This is a genomic window from Pseudomonas fluorescens (genome assembly GCF_001307155.1).
In the GTDB taxonomy this organism is placed as follows: Bacteria; Pseudomonadota; Gammaproteobacteria; order Pseudomonadales; family Pseudomonadaceae; genus Aquipseudomonas; species Aquipseudomonas helvetica.
The window spans coordinates 3,416,416-3,440,733 of sequence record NZ_CP012830.1 but is presented as its reverse complement, the minus strand read 5'-3'; the positions used below and the strand labels follow the sequence as shown (position 1 = coordinate 3,440,733).

Genomic DNA, 24,318 nt, shown 5'->3' with positions numbered 1-24,318 from the left:
TGTTCGGCGCTGAACGCCTGTGTTTACTCCAGTAGCGTCTGCTCGCTGGAATCAGGCTCTTCGAGCGCCTCCTTCATCAATTCGGTCATCACCGCCAGATCCACGGTTTTTCCACTGCACGCAGAGACAACGCTCAAACAGGTATTTGCATCGCCCAAGCGCTTGGCAATCGCCTTCTGCACCTGCGAGAAACCCAACTTGCCGATACGCATCGTGGCCAGTTCCAGCATGCAATCGAGGTAGCTTGCGAATACCCCCGAATGATCTCCTTCGTGATAAGCCTTTGCCCCCTCGAACACCCCTTTTGCCATCACGACCGCGCTTAACCCAAGACCGATCGGTGGGAAGATACAGCCTATGACGGTGACTGCCGCTACCGCAGCGTCGTAGCTCAGTTTGGCAACAATCTCGATGAGACTCGTGGTTTGTGCATCGACACCGTCAATGATCTGCTTGATCATCTCGCTGTAACAATGCGAAAAGTCGAATACCCGGCTATGAACGTGCAGTGCCGGCGGCTCGTCGTCGGTACTACGTTGCGTCATCTCTTCGATGTATGCGCTGATCACTCGCTGGTCGGTGTATTTGACTCGCTTGCAGTAATAACTGCCTAACCCCCCCACTTTCACCGACCTGGCGAACTCGGCCCGTGGTCGAAACCATCGGCCGTCAGGTGCATTCGGGGTATACAACAGATCCGTGGCCACGCCATCGTTCATCAAGCGGAAAACATAAACGCCCTGGACCCTGCGGTTTTGCAGATAAAACTGGTACACACCGTTGCGTTGGGGAGATTCAGGCTCATCATTTTCTATTGGATCGGTGGACTCCGGTACTCGTAACCGATCAATAGCCTGTTCGATACGTTCATAGTGTTCCCGCGAAAGCACACCGCTGAACAGTTCCGCCAATGCGGCGCGCTGCATCTCATGCAGTTGCGTGTTTACATACACGTCGCGTTTCAGCGCGTAACGCGGGGCATTGGGGTCCAGGTAGTCGCTGGACAGCATGTCGATATATTTTTCGCCAGGACGCAACGTCTTCGACCAGCCCACCATGTATTTCATCAGCACGTCGGCCATCAAGGTGTCGGAGATGGGGGGATGGCCGGCCAACAAACGCAGTTTCGGGTAGATTCCCGGGTTATGTATCGGCCCGCTATCTTCCGTGATGTGTTGTTCCTTGATGATGAGCTGAGACAAGGTCATTTCTTGCGACTCGTCCAGTACCACCTTTATCAGATCGGGGTTCACGACGACTGTTTCACCGTGTTCCTCCAGAACATCTTCAACCCTTTGTTTGATGAGGTTGTACGCAAACTTCTCGTAACTGATCAGCGCCGCCTCATGGCTGGCCAGCCGGGTCAACGCTTTAAGCTCGGTATTCAAACGAGCGAAATACCGTCGATGGTAAGAGGACGCCGAACGATAACCAGCGGGAATGACCGCCTCCACTTCGCCCCGCAGCCAACCGACATTGAGCAGAACAGCCTGGCGTAATGCCCCTGCACCGAACTGCGGCCATGGGGTACGCTTGATGCCGCGCCATTGACTCGGCAACTCCAGCACAAATCTCATGTAAGCATCGGTGCGCTCTCGCTCAGCGGCGTGAGACTGCCGACTCAGGTAACTGCGCCCTGCCGGCTGATTCGTCCAATCGGCCATATGGAAGTTCAGTTGTTTGATGCTCACAAACTCGAACCAGACCCTGCCCCCGGGGGCTTCCGGCGCATAGAGCACGCAAGGACCGTCCTCACCTTCCGGTCCACAATAAACAATCATCCCTTGGAAGGCGTGTTTCCAGGTGTCAAACGAAAGACTCCCCATGGAATAGTTTCTGACGTTCTGGCTGGCCAGTTCGACGATCTTGAGGCTGTCGTCACTGAGATGCCCTTGCAACTTCGCGCTGAACGAACTCAGGTCCGTGCGACTGTCCAGCACGGCTTGCAGGGCTTGCAGCACCGCTTCGCTGGTGTATTTTTCTTCAAATTTCTCGGCATACAGCGAGCGCATGCTGTTCTCATCGCCCAGCACCTCCCTCAGTACTTGCTCGGTAAAGTCTGGCGGTAACGTCTCACCTTCAAGGGTGATCTCCAATGGAACAGAGGACGGATCATACAAACCGTTGAGCATGAACTCGGGAAGTGTCAGGCGATTGCGTTGAACAACCTTTTGCTGCCCCACATAAAACGTATGAGAAGCGTTGACAAGAATGTGCTCCGGGTCGACAAGTTCACCGGTTTCAATTCTGACAATCTCTTGGGCATAGAAATGTGCGAACGCCTTGAGAGATACGGTTTCTTTCAGCCACTCATCAAGCGCTTGCTCTTTTGCTGCCAGGGACTGTTCCGTATCGACATAATATTGGCGATCTTCTTCACTGGCACGCTGCAACCAATCCGGTATCAGGAGAGGTTGTTCGGCCATTGTTCGTTTCGACGGACGTAACAGCTCTTTCGAAGAGTCGCCCCCCGCCACGGCCGTTAAAATATTAACATTCATGCACACTTCCTTTTGGCATCCAATAACACTACCAAATACAAAATTATTATTAGCAACAGCCCATAAAATTCTTTAACACCCCGCACACTGATCGCGCGGGGCATTCTACCGACTTATCCCATTTATCGGTCACCGCACAGGCTTATAAGGCACTGCTTATTGCGCTCGGTAATACTCGACGATACCGCGGCCAAACAAATTCAGCTTTTCAATATTGAAGATGTTGTTATCCACGCGATAAAGCGGATCAAACGTCCACTGCCGGGTAAATACACCCGCATACTCGTCGCCGAACGCAGGAAACTCGTCATCCTGGACCTTCTCCATGATCGCCCAGCTCAGGGTTTGCGAGTAATCGACTACCGGCTGCCCAAGATCATTGACCACTGTCGAGGTCAGGTAAGTCTCATCGGCTTTGATACCATACTTCAACTGTTTAAAATCCTTATCCAGCATCGCACTGATTTCTTTCAACAAATCCATATTCGACATCTCTTAAATCCTTTTAATAAATAAGTGATCGCCCTGCACAGCAGATAAACTCAGATGAACCGGGCCGACGAACACCTTATAAAGATTCCAGCCATCAAAGTACACCCCGAAACATGTATGCATTCGTAAACAACCACAACAAGATCATGTTCCACCCACACTTAAAATACTGAACCCCTGCACTGTTTCCCTGGCCACCGCTGGAGTTCCTCGCCCCACGCCCAACGTTCCATTGATCCGTCGTGCCAGGGCATTTACCGTATGTAACGATATAAACAAGAGGTCGGCTATTCGTTAGTTCGCGTTACCTTGAGCGACTAACTTGAGCACTTCTATTTCACGTTAACTCAACGGTTTTTGTACAAAAGGCGCCACCTGACGTGCATCGGCCCATGGCAGCGACTGTTGCCGATGCTGTAACAGTCATTGTCTCGAATCGCTATTTTTCCTTTGGGGATAAGGACTTATCCTTGCCTGGCTTTCAGGGCAATGGGGCCGAAAGCACGAAGTACCGAGGTGTGATTTTCCCGCCTCATCAGCAACAGAATCCAGGTGATTTGAATCCGTTTCAGCTCATCGACCCGTGTTCACTGACGTTGATTTGTAGCTCCTTGATCCAACGTCTTACCTTGGCCGCTGCGTTTGCAGCGGCCTTTTTTATGGGCGAAATAAAGAACCCCGTGAGCACGGGGTTCGATGGGGGAAGTGCTCGGAGGCGAAGCTGATTGAGCGCACGCTGGCAATAGTCTTCGGAGTTACAACGGATACTTCTGCAGATTCGCCATCATTTCCTTCAGCGCCTCAATGTTGTCCTTCGGATGCGCCGCACCTTCAAAGTCGCAAATCTGCTCCCAGTGAGCAGCAACATCTTCCGGCGAGAAGCCCTCACGCGGATCGAAACCGGCGCCGAGGCTGCGCTCCCAGCGTACTTTGCCCATCCAGCCACCGCCGACTTCGAACAGGCCGGAGGTTTCCTGGCAGTTCTCACTGGCCAGGTACACCACCAGCGGGCTGACCAATTCCGGTTTCAGCTGTTCGAAGACTTGTGGCGGAATCAAGCCTTCGGTCATGCGCGTGCCACCGGTCGGGGCGATGGCGTTGACCAGAATATTGTTCTTGCGGCCTTCGAGGGCCAGGGTGCGGGTCAGGCCATAAAGACCGAGTTTGGCCATGCCGTAGTTGGACTGGCCGAAGTTGCCGTAGATGCCGGAGGTCGAGGCAGTGAAGATCACTCGACCGTAGTTTTGCTCACGCATGTGTGGCCACGCGGCACGGGTGACTTTATAAGCACCTTCGACATGCACGCGGTAAACCAGGTCCCAATCGCCGTCTTCCATTTTGTGGAAGGTCTTGTCGCGCAATATCCCGGCGTTGTTGACCACCACGTCGATGCGACCAAAGGTATCGAGGGCGTGCTGCACGAGTTTGTCGCCGTCGGTCACCGAATCGTGGTTGGCCACGGCGCTGCCGCCGGCCTCGCGAATCTCTGCTACCACGCGGTCGGCTGCCGAGGCATTGGCGCCTTCGCCTTGAGCCGAACCACCAAGATCATTGACCAGTACCTTGGCGCCCTGCTTGGCGAACAACAATGCATGAGCCCGTCCAAGACCGCCGCCTGCACCGGTGACGATCACCACTTTATCTTCAAAGCGCACAGACTCTTTCATTACCAAACTCCAGCAGGCCAGGGACAGTGAGCCCGAGTGTCAGGCACGGCGCGGGCAGTCACAATCAACAGGGCTGAGGCTGAATGGTGTGCAATAAGGCGGGGGGATGATGAGCGCGAATGCGCTTGCACGGACCGTGCTGGAGCAGCCGGGCAGCACTACGTTGACCAGCGAGACAGCAATTCGCTGAATAGGGGGTAGTCCTTAGGGCTTCTAGCCTGTTCGCGTGTAGGATATGTGCCATTTTGCCAAGGATGCTCACAATGTTTGACTCGTGCAAGGAAGCCTGGCGCCGGATATCCGGGGTCTTTCTCACCGTGGTGAGCGTTCTTTCCAAAGTCGTTGGCTGGTTGCTGAAAAGCCTCTTCGGCCAGTGGCAGCCGCCCTTCTGGCTGAGGGCTATCGGCGCTGGCTTGACGACGCTGGGGCACAAGGCCCGAGCTTATCCGCGCCAGACCACTGGCGGCGTGTTGGGCTTGCTGCTGGTAGTGGCGGCTGCTTTTTACGGCTGGCACTGGTATTCAAACCTGCCAAAACCGCACACCGTGGCCTATTCGGTGCACAAGCCGAACCTGACGGATTACACCCAGCAGCCCCCCATCGTCGATACCTTGAAAATCCGCTTCGCCGAATCGGTGGCGCCGTTGCAGGACATTGGCAAGCCCGTCACTCGGGGCATTAGCCTCAAGCCCGCCGTCCAAGGTACCTGGAGCTGGGCCGATGATCGCAGCCTGTTGTTCGTGCCGGACCAGGACTGGCCGATTGACGCCCATTACAGTCTCGAACTTTCAAAGAGCAACCTGCTGGCTGACGGTGTGCTACTGGCCGAATACAACAGCCAGATAACCACCCCGCCATTCCGCGGCCAACTGACCCAAAACGAGCTGTACCAGGACCCGGTCAATCCGACACTGAAACAGCAGGTGGCGACCTTCCGCTTCTCCCACCCGGTGGACGAAGAAAGCCTGCGCAAGCGAGTGTCCATTACCCTTGGCAAAGGCTTGGCCTACCGCGATGCCCAGGCGCCTAACCTGCCGGAAATCAGCTTCGACGAACGCAGGCTCAACGCCTACATCCGTTCCGCCGCCCTGGCCACGCCGCTGGAAAACGCTTCGGTCACGATCAAACTCGACGAAGGCATCAAGGCTCGAAATGGCGGCAACACCAGCCCTGCGCCGTTGAGCGCCGATGTGACGGTGCCCGGGCGTTATCGCCTGACCTTCAGCAGCGCCGACATCCAGTTTGTCGACAACGAACGCGGCGAGCCGGAACCTGTGCTGATGTTCAGCAGCTCCAACGCTGTGGCCGATGAGACCATCGCCGGTAAGGTCCAGGCCTGGCTGCTGCCGGAAAAAGCCGAGAATGACCATCGCCCCTGGTCCACCAGCGAAATCGACGAAAAACTGTTGGCCCGCAGCATCCCGGTCAAGTTGACCCACGTACCGAGCATCGAGCCGCTGAACACTCAGCACGCCTTCAAGTTCAAGGCCCCGGCGGGCCGCATGCTGTATGCACGGGTTCCGGCCAATCTGGAAGCCATCGGCGGTTACCTGGCAAAAAATCCTGTGGCGTCGCTGGTGAGTATGCCGGCCTATCCGCGTACCTTGCAGTTCCTCTCCAACGGTGCATTGCTGAGCCTCAACGGCGAAAAACGCCTGGGTTTCATGGCTCGTGGCGTGCCCGGCGCCCATGTGGAAATCGCCCGTTTACTGCCCAACCAATTGCAGCACCTGGTGGATCAAAGCAGCGGCAGCTTCGCCCGGCCAAACTTCGGCAACGACTATTTCGACCGGATGGTAGAGCGCATGTCCCTGGACATTCCGCTTTCGGCCGCCGATCCGTCGAAAACCCTCTATGACAACGTAGATCTCAGCCGTTACCTCACCGCCAACGGTGGCCGTCGAGGGATTTTCGTCCTCAAGCTGAGCCCCCAGGACGATCCGGCCGAGCACACCTTCGACGGTTATTCGCGCAACACCACCAGTGACCTGCGCTTTATCGTGGTCACAGACCTGGGGATCATCGCCAAACGCTCCAGCGACGGCAGCCACGATGTGTACGTGCAATCCATCGGCAACGGTTCACCCGTGGCCGACGCTCAGGTCGATATCATCGGCCGCAATGGCTTGCCAGTGAGCAGCGGTAAAACCGACACCGAAGGCCACGCCCACTTTGCCAAACTCGACGAGTTGCGCCGCGAAAAAACGCCACTGATGTACGTGGTAACCCGTGGTAACGACCAGTCCTTCCTGCCAATTGCCCGACAGTCCCAGCAATTGGACCTGTCGCGTTTCGACGTCGGCGGTCTGAAAGAAGACGGCGCCATCGACCGCTTGAGCGCTTACCTGTTTACCGACCGCGGCCTCTATCGCCCCGACGAGACCGCGCATCTGGGCATGATCGTGCGTAGCGGCAATTGGAAAGGTGTGCTGCAAGGCCTGCCACTGGAGTTGCAAATCACCGACCCCCGGGGCCTCGAAGTGATACGCCAGCCGCTGAAGCTGTCGGCCTCGGGTTTTGAAAGCTTCGATTTCGCCAGCAGTGAAGTAGCGCCGGCCGGGGATTACACCGCGACCCTGCAACTGATTGGCGAACAACAGACCCGCACCGATTTGGGCAGCGTCAGCTTCAAGGTTCGCGACTTCGAGCCGGACCGCATGAAAGTCAGTCTGAGCCTGCACGATACGCCGGTACAAGGCTGGATACCGCCGGAGCAAGTGGTGGCCAAGGTCACTGCGCTGCACCTGTTCGGCGCTCCGGCGTCGGGTCGGCGGGTGACCGCAAAAATGTCCCTGAGCCCGACGCTGGCCGCCTTCGATCGCTTCCCGGATTACCGCTTCCGTCTCAGAGACTCCCTGGAAGAAGCCAACTCCGAGGACCTGGCAGAGACCGAGGCCGACGACAACGGCCAGGCCGTCCTTGACCTCAACTTGCAACGTTTTGCCAACAGCACCTATCGCCTGCAAGTCATGACTCAGGTCTACGAGGCCGAAGGCGGTCGCAACGTCGCCGCCCAGAGTGCTTTGCTGGTGTCTTCGGCGCCGTACCTGGTAGGTGTGAAGAGCCAGGATTCCTTGGGCTACGTGGCCAAGGATGCGTCGCGCCAGGTGCAATGGCTGGCCGTCGCGCCGGATCTCACGCCGGTAGCGGTCGAGGGCCTGAGCACCGAGCTGGTGGAACACCGCTACGTTTCGGTGCTGATCAAGCAATCCAACGGCACCTACAAATACGAGTCGCGGATCAAGCACATCAACCAGTCAGCCACGCCCCTGCCCTTGGGTAAGGACGGCGCGAAACAGACGCTGAACACCGCCACACCAGGCGACTACACCCTGCAACTCAAGGACGCCAACGGCAACCTGCTCAACGCCATCGACTACAGCGTCGCCGGGCGTGGCAACACTTCCCGCTCCCTGGAGCGCAACGCCGAGCTGCAACTGCGCCTGGACAAACGCAGCTATGCCACCGGCGACGAGATCGCCATCAGCATCCGCGCGCCTTACACCGGCGCCGGGCTGATCACCATCGAGCGCGATAAGGTCTACACCCAGCAGTGGTTCAAGGCCGATAGCACCAACAGCGTGCAGCACATCCGTGTGCCAGCCGGGCTGGAGGGCAATGCTTACATCAACGTGCAATTCGTGCGGGACATCGGTTCTTCCGAGGTCTATATGAGTCCATTGTCCTACGGCGTGGTGCCGTTCAGCATCAACCTCGATGCGCGGCGCATGGCGCTGAAGGTCGAAGGCCCGACGAAGACCGAGCCGGGGCAGGTGCTAGACATCAAGGTCAATGCCGACCGCCCTTCCCGCGCCGTGGTCTACGCAGTGGACGAAGGCATTCTGCAAGTAGCGCGTTATCAGACGCCGGACCCGCTGGGCTTCTTTTTTCAGAAACGGGCGCTGGAGGTCGGTACCAGCCAGATTCTTGACCTGATCCTGCCGGAATTCAGCCGCCTGCTCAGTGGCGCTGCACCCGGTGGCGATACGGAAAACGCCTTGGCCTCGCACCTCAACCCGTTCAAACGCAAACACCAGCCGCCCGTGGCATGGTGGTCAGGGCTGATCGACTTGCCGGCCGGGGATACCGTGCTGCATTACCAGATCCCGGACAGCTTCAACGGCAAGTTGCACCTGTTTGCGGTGGCGGTGGATACCGACAGCGTCGGTGTCAGCGAAGCCAGCACCGATGTGCGCGGGCCACTGGTGATCACGCCGAACGTGCCGGCCTTCGTTGCACCTGGGGATGTGTTCAGTGTCAGTGCCGGGGTCTTCAGCAATCTGGAAACGCCCACCCGTGTGAAATTTGAGCTGCAAACCAGCGCAGGCCTGAAAGTCGAAGGCGACCCGAACAGCACCCTGGACCTGCAACCGCGCAAGGAAGGCATAGCCGAATTCCGGATCAAGGTCCTGGAAAACCTCGGCTCGGCGGATTTGCGCTTTGTCGCGGTGCTGCCGGACGGCAAGCGTATCCAGGTGGCCGAAACCACCTCGATCCGGCCCTTGAGTGAACACCGGGTCGCCCTCAGCCTCGGCCGTTTCGACAGCACCAGCAAAGAGTTGAAACCCACGCGCGAACTGTTCCCCCAACTGCGCAATGTGCAACTGGGGGTGGCCGCCTCGCCTCTGGTCTGGGCTAATGGCCTCAAGCACTATCTTGATGACTACGGTTACGCCTGTACCGAGCAATTGGTGTCCAAGGCCATGCCGACGTTGATCTGGGGCGGCACCGCACCAGAAGCGGAACAGGCCTTTACCGGTGCGGTGCGCATGCTTCGACAGCGGCAGAATCAAGCCGGTGGTTTCGGCCTGTGGGCCGCCAATCCTGACGTCGCGCCTTATGCCAGCCTGTATGCCACTGACTTCCTGATCGAAGCCAAGGAGCGCGGTCTGCCGGTGCCGGAAGATGTGCTGGTGCGCGCCAACGCTTACCTCACCGACCTGGCCAACGGTCCCAGCGAAGGCCTGTCGGAATTGCGCAACCGTGCCTACGCCAGCTACCTGCTGAGCCGTCAGGGGATTCTGGTCAGTGGTGCCTTGAGCGATATCCGCGAGCGCTACGAGAGCTACTTCCGCGACAGCTGGAAGAATGACCTGGGCGCCGCCTACCTCGCCGCCAGTTACAAGTTACTGAAGCAGGATCGTCAGGCTGATGCACTGGTGCGCAAAATCCCGTGGCGTTCCATCAGCGATGCCTGGGACAGCGACGGTCTGTATTACGACCCACTGGTCCACGACGCCGAGCACCTGCATTTGCTCAGCCGCCACTTCCCCGAGTTGCTGGGCGACGTGCCGGTGAACCTGCTGGACAAGCTTGGCAAGCGCCTCAATGAGCAGCGTTACAACTCGCTGTCGGCCGCACTGTTGTTGCGCGCCCTGGACAACTACGGCCAACGGGCGCAAAGCAACATGACCCTCAAAGCCACGGCCTGGCTGGGAGACAAGCAGCAACAACTGTTACAGATGGCCGGTCAACCGCCTCGTGCGGCAGTCCCGCCAGGCACGCAAAAACTGCTGATGGAAAAAACTGACGGTCCTGCTGCGTTCTACATGCTCAGCGAGGCCGGTTTTGATCGGAGTGCGACCCTCCATTCCATCAGTAATGGCCTGGAAATCATCCACGAATACCTCGACCTGAACGGCAAGCCCGTCAGCCAGGTGAGCGTCGGTGATGAGTTCCTGGTGCGCCTGCGACTGCGGGCCACGGATCGGGATCAGGTGCAGCAAGTGGCGGTGGTCGATTTGTTGCCGGGCGGCGTCGAGCCGGTGTATCGCCTGCCGCCAGAGCCGCAGGCCGCCAGTGAAGGTGAAGGCGAAGGCGAAGGCGAAGAATCGCAATACGCCGAAAACAGCGAAGAGGCCAACGCCTGGCAAGCGCCTATTGGTGAGAGCGAGTTGAGCAATTGGCAACCGGATTACATTGATGTGCGCGATGACCGGGTGGTGTTTTATGGCACGGCGCTACGGGACGTCGGCACCTTCGTCTACCGCGTACGGGCCACCAACGCCGGGACCTTCAACACGCCACCGGCCTATGCCGAAGGCCTGTACCAAACCACCTTGCAAGGCCGTGGCAAGGTCGGCCAGCTTGAAATCGTCAAGCCTTGAAACATCCGGGACGGCGCTTGAAACCCCTGCTGGCAGTTGGGCTGGCAGTGGACGTGCTGGTGGGGCTGCGACTGTGGCCCCATCAGCCACTGGAGCAAACCACCTCATCCTCGCGACTGGTGCTGGCCGACGACGGTTCGCTGCTGCGCATGACCCTGGCCGCCGACGGCCAGTATCGGCTGTGGCTGCCCCTGGAGCGCATCTCGCCATCACTGGTCGAGGCGTTGCTGCTCAAGGAAGACCGCAACTTCTATTGGCACCCGGGAATCAACCCGCCAGCATTGCTGCGGGCGGCCACGGCCACTTACAGCGGGGGCCAGCGCCAGGGCGGCTCGACCTTAAGCATGCAACTGGCGCGACGGCTGTGGGACCTCAATACCCGGCAGGTCCCCGGCAAACTGCAACAAATGGCCCTGGCGCTTTGGCTGGAGCTGCGTTACAGCAAACACGACATCCTTGAGGCCTATCTCAACCTGTCGCCCATGGGCGGCAATATCGAAGGTGCCGAAGCGGCAAGCCGGATTTACTTCGGTAAAGCGGCAGCGCAGTTGTCGTTATCCGAAGCCCTCGCGCTGGCGGTGATTCCCCAGCAGCCAGGACGGCGCGCCAGCTTCGGGCCGTCGCTGCAAAACGCTCGCCTGCGGCTGATGGCGGACTGGCGCGAGACCTATCCCGAAGATCCGCGTAACAGCAGTTTGCTGGAGCTGCCACTGGAAGCGCGCACTCGTCAGCAGATTCCTTTCCTGGCGCCTCATTTGAGCGAACAGCTGCTGACGTCCCAGACCGGTAATGAGCTCAACAGTACTCTCAACCTGCCCTTGCAACGGCTGCTGGAACGTTTGATTGGCGGCTTTATCGCCGAACGCCGCAGCACCGGTATCGAGAACGCCACGGCAATCCTGGTGGACAGCCGCGACCAGAGCGTCAAGGCGCTGGTAGGCTCGGCGGATTACTTATCCACGGCCATTCACGGGCAGGTCAACGGCGTACTGGCACGGCGCTCACCCGGTTCCACCCTCAAGCCGTTTCTCTATGGGCTGGCGCTGGATCAGGGGTTGATCCACCCCATGAGCATTCTCAAGGACATGCCCAGTAACTTCGGCTACTTCCAGCCAGAAAATTTCGATGGCAGTTTTGTCGGCCCACTGACAGCCCGGGACGCGTTGATTCGCAGCCGCAATATTCCGGCGGTGTGGCTGGCCAGCAAGGTCAAATCCCCTTCGTTGTACGGCTTTTTGCAAAGGGCCGGGATCAAGGGATTGCGGGGCGAGAGCCATTACGGTCTGGCCCTGGCCCTGGGCGGTGGCGAGATGACCCCCGAAGAATTGGCGCGGCTGTACCTGATGTTGGCCGGCGACGGGCATTTGCGGTCGTTGCGCTACCTCGTCGAGCAGCCTCAGACCAGCGGTGCCGCGCTGCTGACGCCGCAAGCCGCGTTCATGGTGCGCGATATGCTCAGGCACAACCCGCGCCCGGATGGCTTGCCGGCCAACAGCTCTAGTCGGCACTGGCGCACGGCCTGGAAAACCGGCACTTCCTGGGGCTTTCACGATGCCTGGAGCGCCGGAATCGTCGGCCCGTACGTGTTAATCGTATGGGTCGGCAATTTCGACGGCAGGCCCAACCCGGCGTTCATTGGCGCAAAGACGGCAGCGCCACTGTTCTTTCGCATCGCCGACGCCCTACCTCTGGCATTGCCCACGGTCGCCGACAAAGTCGACAAACCACCTGCAGGACTGACGCGGATCGACGTCTGCGCCGCCTCCGGCGAGCTGCCCAACCGCTGGTGCCCCTCGACCCGCAAGACCTGGTATATCCCCGGGGTCTCACCCATTCGTGTGTCCAACCTGCATCGCCCGGTGCTACTCGACACCCGTACCGGCAAGGCTGCCTGCCCGCCGTTCGATCCGCAGTACACCCGCGAAGAGGTATTCGAATTCTGGCCCAGCGATGTACAACGACTGTTCCGCGCCGCCGGCCTGCCACGGCGCATGCCGCCTGACGTGCTCAAGAGCTGCCAGCCCAATCGCCACGGCGATCAGAGCGAAGCCCCGCAAATCCGCTCGCCGCTGACTCAGGTCACCTATCAGCTGCGCCTGTCCCACCCCCAGGAAAGCATTCCCCTGAACGCCAACGCCGCGAGTGATGCCTTGACCCTGTATTGGTTCGCCGACCAGACCCTGATCGGTCAGGGCCCACCCCAAGCCACACTGAACTGGCGGCCAGGCAAGTCGGGCGAGTATCACTTGCGAGTCAGTGATGATCAGGGCCGCAGCGTGAGCCGAGGATTACGGGTAGAGTTTTTGCCTTAGCCGAGTAAGGAGCGACCCCGGGGTCGCATGACCACGCATTAGCCATGACTTGATGCAGGGCGCAGTTGAAACCAAAACGGGCCTGCATCTGCAGGCCCGTTTTCAGTGGGGTGGTAAGGGTGTTTCAGGCATCAGCTATTGAAAGCGGCCTGTTCGTTCTCGAGAAATTCTTCTTCCAGCAGCGCGTCGGCATGGGCACCCGAGTTGATCGGCGTGACGGTGGCGCGTTTACCGCGCAATTTGCCGAACAGGTGTTCCAGCGCATGTTCAAGCTTGGTGGCCGCCCCTTCGATGGCCAGTTCCAGTGTGTCGGCTTTATGAGTAACGGAAACCGGTTGATGGCCTTTTGGCCGCGCTTCAAGTTGGCAGCGCATGTCGTGTGGACCGGGTTTATCGCCGTTCTCGTCCCGCAGGTGGACTTCGACCCGTGTCAGGTCTTCTTCGTATCGTTCGAGCGTGCTCTCAATGGTAGTACGTACCCACTCCTCCAGTCGGATGCTGCTTTGAATATGGTTATCGCTATTGACTTGGATTTGCATAGTTCATCCCTTATTTCAGCTAGCTCGCGAGAGATCCGGTGCGGTGTTTGAAATCTGGTTGACCGTGACCTCTTGGTTACAGAGTTGGGCAGACGGAGAAACAATTCAACCCCTAAAAAAAGATAAATATTCATACGCAAAAAAAGCCGGACAACGGGCAAAAGCGCTGTTACTGTCGGGAGTCGACTCGACCTGCAACGCGGCAACAAATCCTCACAATTGCCCCTCGCCCAAGGGGTGCAACCCGCGAAAAATCTCCGCTTCCTCCACCAGCCAGTCATGCACCGCGCGCACGCCCGGATGGCTCAGCGCCCCCGGTGAATACAGCAACACATAGCGTTTGTAGTTGGGCACCGCGACGCCGAACGGCACGATCAGCGTGCCCCGCTCCAGCTCATCGTTGAGCAAGGTCCGGCGGGCGATGGCCACGCCCATCCCGGCAATCGCCGCCTCGATGGTCAAGTGGTTGCGGTTGAAGGTATGCCCGCGCCGTACGTCGGCACCGTCGAAGCCGATAGCGTTCAGGTAAAACTCCCACTCCGCGTATTCATAACTGCCGCGCCAGGCGGTGATGTCGTGCAACAACGGAAAATGCACCAGATCCGCCGGCCCGTGCAGCGGCGGTCGACCGCGCAGCAGGCTCGGCGCGCAGACCGGGAAAATCTGCTCGTCGAGCAAGGCTGTGGATAACAATCCCGGGTAACTGCCATCGTTCAAATCGATGGCCAGGTCGAAGTCACCTTCGTGCAGCGCCACGCTGCTGTCCTCGGCCACCAAGCGCAACTGGATATCCGGAAACCGCTGCTGCAAACGCGGCAGGCGCGGCGTCAGCCATTTACCGAGAAACGAAGGAATCGAACGCAAACGCAGGATGCCGCTGATCATTCCTGCATCCAGCCGGCGTAGTTCCGCGTCGATGCTGCCGTAGGCTTCGTTAACTGTGATCGCCAGACGCTGGCCTTCGGCACTCAATTCGACACCCCGGGCGCGGCGGTGGAACAGGCGAAACCCCAGGCGCTCTTCCAACTGGCGGATCTGCTGGCTGACGGCGCCGGGGGTGATGTGCAGTTCTTCGGCGCAGCGGGTGAACGACAAGTGGCGTGCCGCACAGGAAAACACATGCAGCCAGACGTAGGTCTGGGCATGAAATTGACGACTCATCGTTTAGTCCTACTAAAGCCTGTCTTAGGAAGTTTCGTTGGTCAGCGCTGACCGAGGTAGGCAGTATCGCCTACATTGCGCTTGTCCTACAAAAAATGGCGGCGATTCCTACTCCATTGCTTGTAAGGCTTTAGCATGGCTATCAGTGTTTTCGATCTCTTCAAAGTCGGTATCGGTCCGTCCAGTTCCCACACCGTCGGCCCGATGCGCGCCGCCGCGACCTTCGCCCAGGCGCTGTTTGACCAGGGTTTGCTGGAGCAAACCCGACGGGTGGAAGTCCGTCTCTACGGCTCGCTGTCCGCCACCGGTGTCGGCCACGCCACCGATCGCGCCTGCGTCATGGGGCTGATGGGCGAATGGCCCGACAGCATCGACCCGAGCTGCATCGGTCCGCGTATCCAGCAGTTGCGTGAAAGCGGCGAACTGCTGCTGGCCGGTCGCCGGAGCATTGCCTTCGATTGGCAACGCGACTTGCTGCTGCTCGACGAAAGCTTGCCCTACCACCCCAACGCCATGTCGCTGACAGCCTTCGGTGAAAGCGGCCAACTGTGGGAACAAACCTACTACTCGGTCGGCGGCGGTTTCATCGTTGAAGCAGCCGAAGCCGAGTCGGGCGTGCCGGCCTCCAGCGACGTGGTGTTGCCGTACGAGTTTTCCAGCGCCGTGGAATTACTGTCGCTGTGCAACCAGCACGGCTTGCGGGTTTCCGAGCTGATGATGGCCAACGAACGGGCCTGGCGCAGCGATGCGGAAATTCGCAGCGGCCTGCTGCACATCTGGTCGGTGATGCGTGAATGCGTCGAGCAAGGCCTGCGCCACGAAGGCATCCTGCCGGGCGGTCTGGATGTGCCGCGCCGCGCTGCGAAATTGCACCGCAGTCTGTTGGAAATCGGCAAACCGAACGTCATCAGTTCGACCCTCTCGGCGATGGAATGGGTGAACCTGTTCGCCCTCGCCGTGAACGAAGAAAACGCCGCCGGCGGCCGCATGGTCACCGCACCGACCAACGGCGCGGCGGGGATCATCCCGGCGGTCCTGCATTACTACATGAAGTTCAACCCCGACGCCTCGGACGACGATGTCGTGGCGTTTTTCCTCGCCGCCGCGTCGGTGGGCATCCTCTGCAAAAAGAACGCCTCGATCTCCGGTGCCGAAGTCGGCTGCCAGGGTGAAGTCGGTTCCGCCTGTGCCATGGCCGCGGCTGGCCTCGCCGACGTACTCGGCGCGACACCCGAGCAACTGGAAAACGCCGCCGAAATCGGCCTGGAACACAACCTCGGCCTGACCTGCGACCCGGTCGGCGGGCTAGTTCAGGTGCCGTGCATCGAGCGCAACGCAATTGCCGCGGTGAAGGCAATCAACGCCACCCAAATGGCCCTGCGCGGCGACGGCAAACACTTTATTTCCCTGGACCGGGTGATCCGCACCATGCGCGATACCGGCGCCGATATGCATGACAAATACAAAGAAACTTCACGGGGCGGCCTGGCTGTGAGCTGGGTGGAGTGCTGACGAGCATTCCCTGACCGCCTGCATTACGTGAGCCCGAGCAAGAATAATAACGAGGCGATACTGATGACCGATGTACGTACACCTGCTGCCGATAATCCTGCTGTAGAACTGCCCCGTAGTACCGCAACAACCAGCAAAGGCTGGAGCAAACACGACACCACCTGGATGCTCGGACTTTACGGCACGGCGATTGGTGCAGGCACGCTGTTCCTGCCGATCAACGCCGGTGTCGGCGGTTTCTGGCCGTTGCTGGTGCTGGCGCTGCTGGCCTTCCCGATGACCTTCTTCGCCCACCGCGGCCTGACCCGCTTCGTGCTGTCCGGGCGCTCCGGGGACATCACCGAAGTAGTGGAAGAGCACTTCGGCATCGGTGCCGGCAAGCTGATCACCCTGCTGTATTTCTTTGCGATCTTCCCGATCCTGCTGGTGTACAGCGTGGCGCTGACCAACACCCTCAGCAGCTTCATGGAGCATCAATTACACATCGCACCGCCACCGCGCTCGGTGCTGTCGCTGGCGCTGATTCTGGGGCTGATGGCGATCGTCCGTTGCGGTCAGGGCGTGATCGTCAAATGCATGAGCGTGCTGGTTTACCCGTTTGTCGCCGCGTTGCTGTTGCTCGGTGTGAGCCTGATCCCGAACTGGAACGGCGCGTTCTTCGCCTCGGCCAGTGAAGGCATGCCGTTGCCGCTGTTCTTCAAAACCCTGTGGCTGGCGATTCCGGTGATGGTGTTCTCGTTCAACCATTCGCCGATCATCTCCGCCTTCGCCGTCGATCAGAAACAGCGTTACGGCACCCAGGCCGAGCCGAAAAGCAGCGGCATCCTCGCCGTCGCCCACAGCATGATGGTGCTGACCGTGATGTTCTTCTGCTTCAGCTGCGTGCTGGCCCTGTCGCCAGCCGACCTGGCAGCCGCAAAGGCGCAGAACATCTCGATCCTGTCGTACCTGGCCAACCACTTCCAGACCCCGGTCATCGCCTACGCCGCGCCGTTGATCGCGCTGGTGGCAATCACCAAATCCTTCCTCGGCCACTACATCGGTGCCAGCGAAGGCTTCCAGGGCCTGATCGTGAAAAGCCTGCGCGGCCGTGGCCGGGTGATGCCAACCAGCTGGCTGAACCGCGTGACCGCGCTGTTCATGATCCTCAGCTGCTGGGCGGTGGCAACCTTCAACCCGAGCATCCTGGGCATGATCGAAACCCTCGGTGGGCCGGTGATCGCCTGCCTGCTATTCCTGATGCCGATGTACGCGATCCGCCGCGTGCCGTCGCTGCGCCAGTATTCGGGGCAAGCCTCGAACGTGTTTGTGGTGCTGATCGGCCTGATCGCACTGTCAGCGATCATCTACTCCGTCATGCCCTGAAACGGACCATGAATGAAAAAGGCGAGCCATTGGGCTCGCCTTTTTATTGCCGGTTTATTGACCCGGAGCAGGACCGGCATGGCCCTTGCTTCGTCAGAATGGAGGCACACGGATGTTGTTGAAACCTCGGCGAACGGCCTGCCGGTGGTCTGGAAAAGCGAACCAATCCTGATCCCGTCCGGTCAATGACTGCACGATCCCATCAAGCGGTGACGCATTATGGATAACCCTTTCCAACTGATCACCGACGCTTTTGCGCCGGATTATCAGGTCAACCTGAGCATTCAGGGACTCGACGGCAGCATCATGCTGACCCTCTCCAAAACCGGCCGAATCGTCGCCAAGCGGATGATCAGCGCCGCACAACGCAATGACCCGCAACGCCTGAAACGGCTGGTGCAAAGCATTCAGTTCGGCATCGCCATCGAACAGGGCCACAGCGCCGTGGCGATCCTTGAAGCGATGACCAACGGCGACAACTTCAAATTACCGCCGCCCTCACCCAAGACTCCAGCCCCTCGGCCGGCAAGGTTTTAAAGCTCGCCCTTCTCGACTTCCGGATGCTCACCGGAGCCCGCCCCGGTCTTGCGCTGCGGGTGTGCGATCTTCACCGACGGAAATTGCGACGAGGCATAGCGCACCACCAGAATCGAAAACGCCAGCAGCAGAATGCCGCCGCACAGGTAGATGATCCCGATGTCCGGCGGGTTGTGGTGCGACACGTTGGAGATCAGCAGGCGCGTCAACGCGGTGATCGCCACGTAGATCAGAAAGCGCACCGGCATGTGGTTGGTCTTGAAGTAAATCCCGACCATCGCGCCCAACTCGAGGTAGATGAACAGCAGCAGGATGTCATCGATCTTGATGTCACCCTCCTTGATCATCAACAAAAACTCCGCCACCGCCGCCCAGGCAGTGACTGCACCGATGGCGAACAGCGCCAGGTAATGGAACGTCTCAACGAACAGGTTACCCAGCGATCCGGCCAACTCATGGACGCTCTGGCGAAGCTTTTCAGCCCAATTGATATTCACGGTTGTTCTTCCTTAGGTCGGTTCGACCGATGATGCCGGTTTGACGTGACGGTAGTTCTGCATGCAGAAAAAAGGCCAGCGGCATGGAGTGAGATGGTAGCGGGATGATATGAGGCACGTTGGGGTGCTTTCGGTAAATGTAGGACCGTTCTGAATTTGGTTTTTGGGCATCGGATGGATTTCTGGGGGCGCGCCAGCAGGAGCTTGCCCTGCGGCGATTAGCGGCCTCACAGGCGACAAAAAACCATACAGAGCCAGCACATCGCTACGATTGTGCCCGCCAATCTCTGCACGCTAACGTCAAACCGTCGCTGCCCATTCAGCGACCGGGCCTGAGAACCTGGGTAAGATACTGGCGCACCAACGTCCCACCTCACAATTACTGGCGTTTATGCCCGTAATCTGTGCAATGGCGGCTGTGCGCGGGAGACCTTCGGGTCTGCCGGGTTCCCGTATCCCCGGTTTCTCAGCCTGCGCATAGCTGCCACCCATTCGCCTGAGAACGAACGTGGTAGCTCCAACTTTGACACGGGAGTTTTGCAATGACTAACCTCAAAGACCTGACAACCGCTGGCCTCACACCCTTCTCCATCCATTCCGACCACCCCCTCTTCCGCGTCAACAGCGGCGTCTCGATCCACGAAGCCTTGTCCCACGTGTCCGACTTGCTCCACCTCTCCAAACTGCTGGCCGAAGACGCGGCGATGGAACGCGGCAAGGACCGCTATGCCTGGGCGTCGCATTATTTGCAGGAGATGAGTAAGGCGGTGATCGATGACGTGGTGAAGGTGCTGGGTGCGCCGGGTAATAACCGCGATTGAATGGAAAAAGCCCCAGGCTTCTCTATGAAGGCGGGGCTTTTCAGGCGTTCGACTATTTGCTCAAACGGCGCCTAACCGCTCAACCATGTCGGGGAATTTCTCCACCAGCCTGATCAACAAGGCGGCCTGAGCATTGGGCTTCGACGTTTTCTTTCGCCCCCAGCTCGGGAGCCGGTTTGTCCTGCACGGAATGACTGCGCAGTGCGATCTCACCTTCGCGCTGAGCCACCATCTCGCCAACGCCTCGCATTAACTCTACGAACAGGTCGCGCTTTTTCATGAAGCTACCTCGTGCTTTCAACTCTGCTTCAATGGCTTTTTTGAGCGCATTAACTTGGTCGGCGACCATCGCAAAACTATAGACATGTTGCTTATAGCTCGGCAATTGGTGGCCAGGTCGCCAAGATCAAAAGATCGCAGCCTTCGGCAGCTCCGAATATCACTCACCCACAATGAAGTGACGCGCCCCAACCACTCAGGCCGGCTGTCAGGCCGCCGTGCTTTGCTGTTGATCTTGATCCACCCGCCCCTATCGGGAGGCCGAGCGCAGGTGTTCAGCAGGGGGTGGGTGCACAGCGCCGTACGGCGCAGCCGGACACATCGAGAGGAGGTCGTCGCGCAGCAGACCGTAGGCGATGCCCCCTGATGGACACCGGAGTGAGGGGACGCCGAGCCTAGGCGAGGTGCCGTACGCTTGGGGCGAAGACCTTTGCTTCCTTTGGGGCGTTTGCCAAAGGGAGTCGCCGTCAGGGCGAAACCCTAAGTGGCCGTTACCGCAGGAATGGATATGTACACCTGCGGGAGATTGGTCGGCTGTAAGGCCGCCATCGCGAGCAGGTAAATCCGGGGGCAAGAAAAAGCCCCGCGCTTCTCTCGAAGGCGGGGCTCTTTGTACAACCGCAAAACCTTAAGGCGCGTAAGTCAGCAACAACTCAGTCGGCACCTTGAAGTCCAGCGACATCATCACGCTCAACGCCGTGATGGTGAAAATCGAAAACACAAACAGCTTACGTGCCCAAACCGTGTCATCCACCGCCTTGTAGCCCGTCCAGGCCATGTACAACCAGTACATGCCCATGGCCGCCGCAACCGCAAGATAACTCATGCCAGCGTAACCACTGAACGTCAGCATCAAGGTCGCCACCAGGAACGCCAGGATGTACAGCAGGATGTGCTTCTTCGCCACCTGAATCCCACGCTTCACCGGCAACACCGGAATCGATGCCGCCAGGTAATCATTGAAGCGAAAGATCGCGATCGCATAGGAATGCGGCATCTGCCACAAGCTGAACATCACCAGCAGCGTCAGCGCCGCCATGTCGAAGTTATTGCTGACCGCGACATAGCCGATCACCGGCGGCATCGCCCCCGACAGACTGCCCACCAGCGTGCCGTGAACCGACTTGCGCTTGAGGTACAGGCTGTAGAAGCCGACATAGATGACAAAACCGATCACCGCGAACAACGCCGCCAGCGGGTTGGCCACGCGATACAGCAAGGCCACGCCGGCGACACCCAGGACGGTCGCGTAAACCAGTGCCAGTTTCAGGGAGATCAGGCCCTGCACCAGCACACGGTTCTTGGTGCGTTCCATCTTCAGGTCGATGTCACGGTCGATGCAGTTGTTGAACACGCAACCCGACGCGACCACCAGGGACGTGCCGATCATCGCAGCCAGGAAAATGGCCAGATCGACATGCCCTTTCGAGGCCAGGAAAAACCCGCCTGCCACAGAAAGCACGTTACCGAAAATGATCCCCGGTTTGGTGATTTGGATAAAGTGCTTTAAGGACATCCGGACTTTCCTCAGTGCGCCATCATGACGGAATGGATGCTGTACATGATCCACAGCGACAGACCGACCAACAGGACGATAACCAGCGCCGCGAAAACAAACGCAATCACGTTGTTACGCTGGGCGGCGGAGCGGTCCAGGTGGAGGAAGTAGACCAGGTGCACCAGCACCTGGATCACTGCGAAGGCCAGTACGATCGCCAGGGTCATGGCTTTCGGCAGGGATGGGTACATCACCAGGCCGAAAGGAATGATGGTCAGGATCACCGACAGGATGAAGCCGATAGCGTAGGACTTGACGCTGCCGTGGCTGTCGTCGTGACTATCGTGTGAGTGAGCTGCGTTAGCCATTTACAGAGTCCCCATCAGGTAAACAACGGTGAATACGCAGATCCACACTACGTCCAGGAAGTGCCAGAACAGGCTCAGGCAGCTCAGACGGGTCTTGTTGGTCGCCGTCAGGCCATTTTTCTGGACCTGATACATCATGATCGCCATCCAGATCAGACCGCTGGTCACGTGCAGACCGTGGGTGCCGACCAGGGTGAAGAACCCGGACAGGAAGCCGCTACGGTTCGGACCGAAGCCTTCGGAGATCAGCGTATGGAACTCGTTGATCTCCATGCCGATGAAGCCCAGGCCGAACAGGAAGGTGATGGCCAACCAGCCCAGCACCTGAGTCTTCTTGCCTTTGAACAACGCCAGCATGGCGAAGCCGTAGGTGATCGAGCTGAGCAACAGGCAGGCGGTTTCGCCCAGCACGTAAGGCAGTTCGAAGATGTCGTGGCCCGACGGGCCACCGGCTACGTTGTTTACCAGTACCGCGTACACCGCGAAGATCGACGCAAACAGAATGCAGTCGGTCATCAGGTAGAGCCAGAAACCGAATACGGTCATCTCGCCCGAGTCGTGGTGATGGTCATCGTGCCCATGGTCATGACCATGGGCGTGTCCAACATTGGTCACTAAGTTCGACATGGTTTAAGCCTGTTCCAACGAGGTTTCAACACGGGTGGCGGTGGCCGGAATCGCTTTGGCCGCAACCAGACGCTTGTGCTGCTCGGCTTCAATGCGCTCGATCACATCGACCGGCACCATGTAGCCTTGATCATCACGGGCAGCGTGGATCACGAAATAGATCACGGTGCCAGCCAGGCCGAAGATAGCCATCCACCAGATGTGCCAGATCATCGCGAAACCGAACACGGTCAACAGAGCACCCATGACCAGGCCGGTCGCGGTGTTGTTTGGCATGTGGATCGGCTCGTACTTGGCCGGAGCCTGGTACGCAGTACCGTTTTCCTTGGCTTCGGTGAACGGGTCGATACCGTCGGCTTTCGGCAGTACAGCGAAGTTGTAGAACGGTGGTGGCGACGAGGTCGACCATTCCAGCGTGTGGGCATTCCACGGGTCGCCGGCTTCGCACATGTTCTGTGGCAGCTTGCGATCACGGATACTCACGTACAACTGGATCAACTGGCAGGCAATACCGAAAGCGATCAGTACCGCACCGACCATTGCAACGTGCAGGTATGGCGTCCACTCAGGGTTGGTGGTGCTGTTCAGACGACGGGTCATGCCCATGAAGCCCAGTACATAGAGCGGCATGAACGCGACGAAGAAGCCCGAGATCCAGAACCAGAACGCTGCCTTGCCCCAACCTTCGTGCAGCTTGAAGCCGAACGCTTTAGGGAAGTAGAAACCGAAGCCGGCGATGTAGCCAAACACGGCGCCGCCGATGATCACGTTATGGAAGTGCGCGATCACGAACAGGCTGTTGTGCAGTACGAAGTCAGCACCCGGGATGGCCAGCAGTACGCCGGTCATGCCGCCGATGGCGAAGGTCACCATGAAGCCCAGGGTCCACAGAACCTGGCTGGTGAAACGCAGACGGCCCTGGTAAATGGTGAACAGCCAGTTGAACAGCTTCACCCCGGTCGGGATCGAAATCAGCATCGTCGCCAGACCGAAGAAGGCGTTGACGTTGGCACCCGAACCCATGGTGAAGAAGTGGTGCAGCCAAACCATGAAGCCCAGGATCGAGATCGCGCCGCTGGCGTAGATCATCGAGTGGTGGCCGAACAGTTTCTTGCCGGAGAAGGTCGAGATGACTTCGGAGAAGATCCCGAACGCCGGCAGAATCAGGATGTAAACCTCGGGGTGACCCCAGGCCCAGAACAGGTTGACGTACATCATTGGATTGCCACCAAGTTCATTGGTGAAAATGTGGAAATCCATGTAACGGTCAAGCGTCAGCAGTGCCAGGGTAGCGGTCAGGATCGGGAAGGAAGCGACGATCAGTACGTTGGCCCAGGTGCAGGTCCAGGTGAAGATCGGCATGTCCATCATTTTCATGCCCGGGGTACGCATTTTCAGCACGGTGGCCAGGAAATTGACCCCCGTCAATGTCGTACCCAGTCCGGACAGTTGTAATGCCCAGATGTAGTAGTCCACACCCACGCCCGGGCTGTAGCCCAGTTCCGACAGCGGTGGATACGCAACCCAACCGGTACGGGCGAATTCGCCGACACCCAGGGACACGTTCACCAGTACCACGCCGGAAACCAGCAGCCAGAAGCTCAGGGAGTTCAGGAACGGGTAGGCAACGTCACGCGCGCCGATCTGCAGCGGCACTGCAAGGTTCATCAGGCCGGTGAAGAATGGCATCGCCATGAAGATGATCATGATCACACCGTGAGCGGTGAAGATCTGGTCGTAGTGTTCAGGTGGCAGGTAGCCAGGCGAACCCTCAGTGGCCAGGGCCAGCTGGGAGCGCATCATCACGGCGTCGGCAAAACCACGCAGCAGCATGATCATGGCAACGATGATGTACATCACGCCGATTTTCTTGTGGTCGACCGACGTCAGCCACTCGGTCCACAAATAGGTCCACTTCTTGAAGTAGGTGATTGCAGCAAATACCGCCAGACCACCGAGCGCGATCATGGCGATGGTCACCATCACGATCGGCTCGTGGAACGGGATCGCTTCCCAACTTAATTTACCAAACATC

General features: G+C 58.8%; 16 protein-coding genes and 1 pseudogene. 6 read left to right on the top strand and 11 right to left on the bottom strand.

The features are described from left to right. Window positions 1-23: 23 nt before the first annotated feature. From AO353_RS15540 to AO353_RS15525, 3 genes are all read right to left on the bottom strand, one after another. Window positions 24-2,501, bottom strand: a complete 2,478-nt coding sequence (locus tag AO353_RS15540) for a dermonecrotic toxin domain-containing protein (RefSeq protein WP_054595749.1) — start codon at window positions 2,499-2,501, stop codon at window positions 24-26. Between the two features lie 156 nt (window positions 2,502-2,657). Further along, complete coding sequence (locus AO353_RS15535; RefSeq protein WP_054595748.1) at window positions 2,658-2,993, bottom strand: hypothetical protein; 336 nt, start codon at window positions 2,991-2,993, stop codon at window positions 2,658-2,660. A gap of 755 nt (window positions 2,994-3,748) precedes the next feature. After that, window positions 3,749-4,660, bottom strand: coding sequence for an SDR family oxidoreductase (locus AO353_RS15525; RefSeq protein ID WP_054595746.1), 912 nt, complete (start codon window positions 4,658-4,660; stop codon window positions 3,749-3,751). Between the two features lie 263 nt (window positions 4,661-4,923). Here AO353_RS15525 and AO353_RS15520 point away from each other — a divergent pair, with 263 nt between their 5' ends. Then, window positions 4,924-10,767: an alpha-2-macroglobulin family protein gene (locus AO353_RS15520; protein ID WP_054595745.1), complete on the top strand. Its 5,844-nt coding sequence runs from the start codon at window positions 4,924-4,926 to the stop codon at window positions 10,765-10,767. 59 nt (window positions 10,768-10,826) lie between these two features. Beyond that, a complete protein-coding gene (gene pbpC, locus AO353_RS15515; RefSeq protein WP_371917624.1) occupies window positions 10,827-13,079 on the top strand; it encodes a penicillin-binding protein 1C in 2,253 nt (750 codons plus the stop codon). 131 nt (window positions 13,080-13,210) lie between these two features. On the opposite strand, the gene AO353_RS15510 is transcribed toward pbpC, so the two are convergent. Both AO353_RS15510 and AO353_RS15505 read right to left on the bottom strand, forming a co-directional pair. Beyond that, the gene (locus AO353_RS15510) at window positions 13,211-13,618 is read right to left on the bottom strand and encodes an HPF/RaiA family ribosome-associated protein (protein ID WP_054595743.1); all 408 of its coding nucleotides are present in this window, start codon (window positions 13,616-13,618) and stop codon (window positions 13,211-13,213) included. 213 nt (window positions 13,619-13,831) lie between these two features. After that, the gene (locus AO353_RS15505; RefSeq protein WP_019693524.1) at window positions 13,832-14,779 is read right to left on the bottom strand and encodes a LysR substrate-binding domain-containing protein; all 948 of its coding nucleotides are present in this window, start codon (window positions 14,777-14,779) and stop codon (window positions 13,832-13,834) included. A gap of 135 nt (window positions 14,780-14,914) precedes the next feature. Between AO353_RS15505 and AO353_RS15500 the strand changes: the two genes are divergently transcribed. The 3 genes from AO353_RS15500 (at window position 14,915) to AO353_RS15490 (ending at window position 18,193) form a co-directional block, all read left to right on the top strand. Continuing rightward, window positions 14,915-16,291, top strand: a complete 1,377-nt coding sequence (locus AO353_RS15500) for an L-serine ammonia-lyase (protein WP_054595742.1) — start codon at window positions 14,915-14,917, stop codon at window positions 16,289-16,291. A 63-nt stretch (window positions 16,292-16,354) separates the two neighbouring features. Next, window positions 16,355-17,656 carry a serine/threonine transporter gene (locus AO353_RS15495; RefSeq protein WP_054595741.1) on the top strand — a complete coding sequence of 434 codons (1,302 nt, stop codon included), beginning with the start codon at window positions 16,355-16,357 and terminating at the stop codon, window positions 17,654-17,656. A 219-nt stretch (window positions 17,657-17,875) separates the two neighbouring features. After that, the gene (locus AO353_RS15490) at window positions 17,876-18,193 is read left to right on the top strand and encodes a DUF3509 domain-containing protein (RefSeq protein ID WP_054595740.1); all 318 of its coding nucleotides are present in this window, start codon (window positions 17,876-17,878) and stop codon (window positions 18,191-18,193) included. Here the strand turns inward: AO353_RS15490 and AO353_RS15485 are convergent. Beyond that, complete coding sequence (locus AO353_RS15485) at window positions 18,190-18,690, bottom strand: phosphate-starvation-inducible protein PsiE (RefSeq protein ID WP_054595739.1); 501 nt, start codon at window positions 18,688-18,690, stop codon at window positions 18,190-18,192. The two genes, AO353_RS15490 and AO353_RS15485, sit on opposite strands and share 4 nt — an antisense overlap. Before the next feature lie 542 nt (window positions 18,691-19,232). Here AO353_RS15485 and AO353_RS15480 point away from each other — a divergent pair. After that, complete coding sequence (locus AO353_RS15480) at window positions 19,233-19,511, top strand: DUF3077 domain-containing protein (RefSeq protein WP_054595738.1); 279 nt, start codon at window positions 19,233-19,235, stop codon at window positions 19,509-19,511. Between the two features lie 60 nt (window positions 19,512-19,571). On the opposite strand, the pseudogene AO353_RS15475 reads toward AO353_RS15480, so the two are convergent. The 5 genes and pseudogenes from AO353_RS15475 to cyoB all read right to left on the bottom strand — a co-directional run bounded on the left by AO353_RS15475 (window position 19,572) and on the right by cyoB (window position 24,317). Continuing rightward, window positions 19,572-19,791: pseudogene (locus AO353_RS15475) on the bottom strand (transcriptional regulator). Between the two features lie 627 nt (window positions 19,792-20,418). Next, entirely contained in the window at window positions 20,419-21,306 is an 888-nt protein-coding gene (gene cyoE / locus AO353_RS15470) for a heme o synthase (protein WP_054595737.1), read from the bottom strand. 11 nt (window positions 21,307-21,317) lie between these two features. Continuing rightward, window positions 21,318-21,656 carry a cytochrome o ubiquinol oxidase subunit IV gene (gene cyoD, locus AO353_RS15465; RefSeq protein WP_054595736.1) on the bottom strand — a complete coding sequence of 113 codons (339 nt, stop codon included), beginning with the start codon at window positions 21,654-21,656 and terminating at the stop codon, window positions 21,318-21,320. Then, window positions 21,657-22,283 carry a cytochrome o ubiquinol oxidase subunit III gene (locus AO353_RS15460; RefSeq protein WP_054595735.1) on the bottom strand — a complete coding sequence of 209 codons (627 nt, stop codon included), beginning with the start codon at window positions 22,281-22,283 and terminating at the stop codon, window positions 21,657-21,659. A gap of 3 nt (window positions 22,284-22,286) precedes the next feature. Further along, window positions 22,287-24,317 carry a cytochrome o ubiquinol oxidase subunit I gene (gene cyoB / locus AO353_RS15455; protein WP_054595734.1) on the bottom strand — a complete coding sequence of 677 codons (2,031 nt, stop codon included), beginning with the start codon at window positions 24,315-24,317 and terminating at the stop codon, window positions 22,287-22,289. Between the last annotated feature and the right edge of the window lies 1 nt (window position 24,318).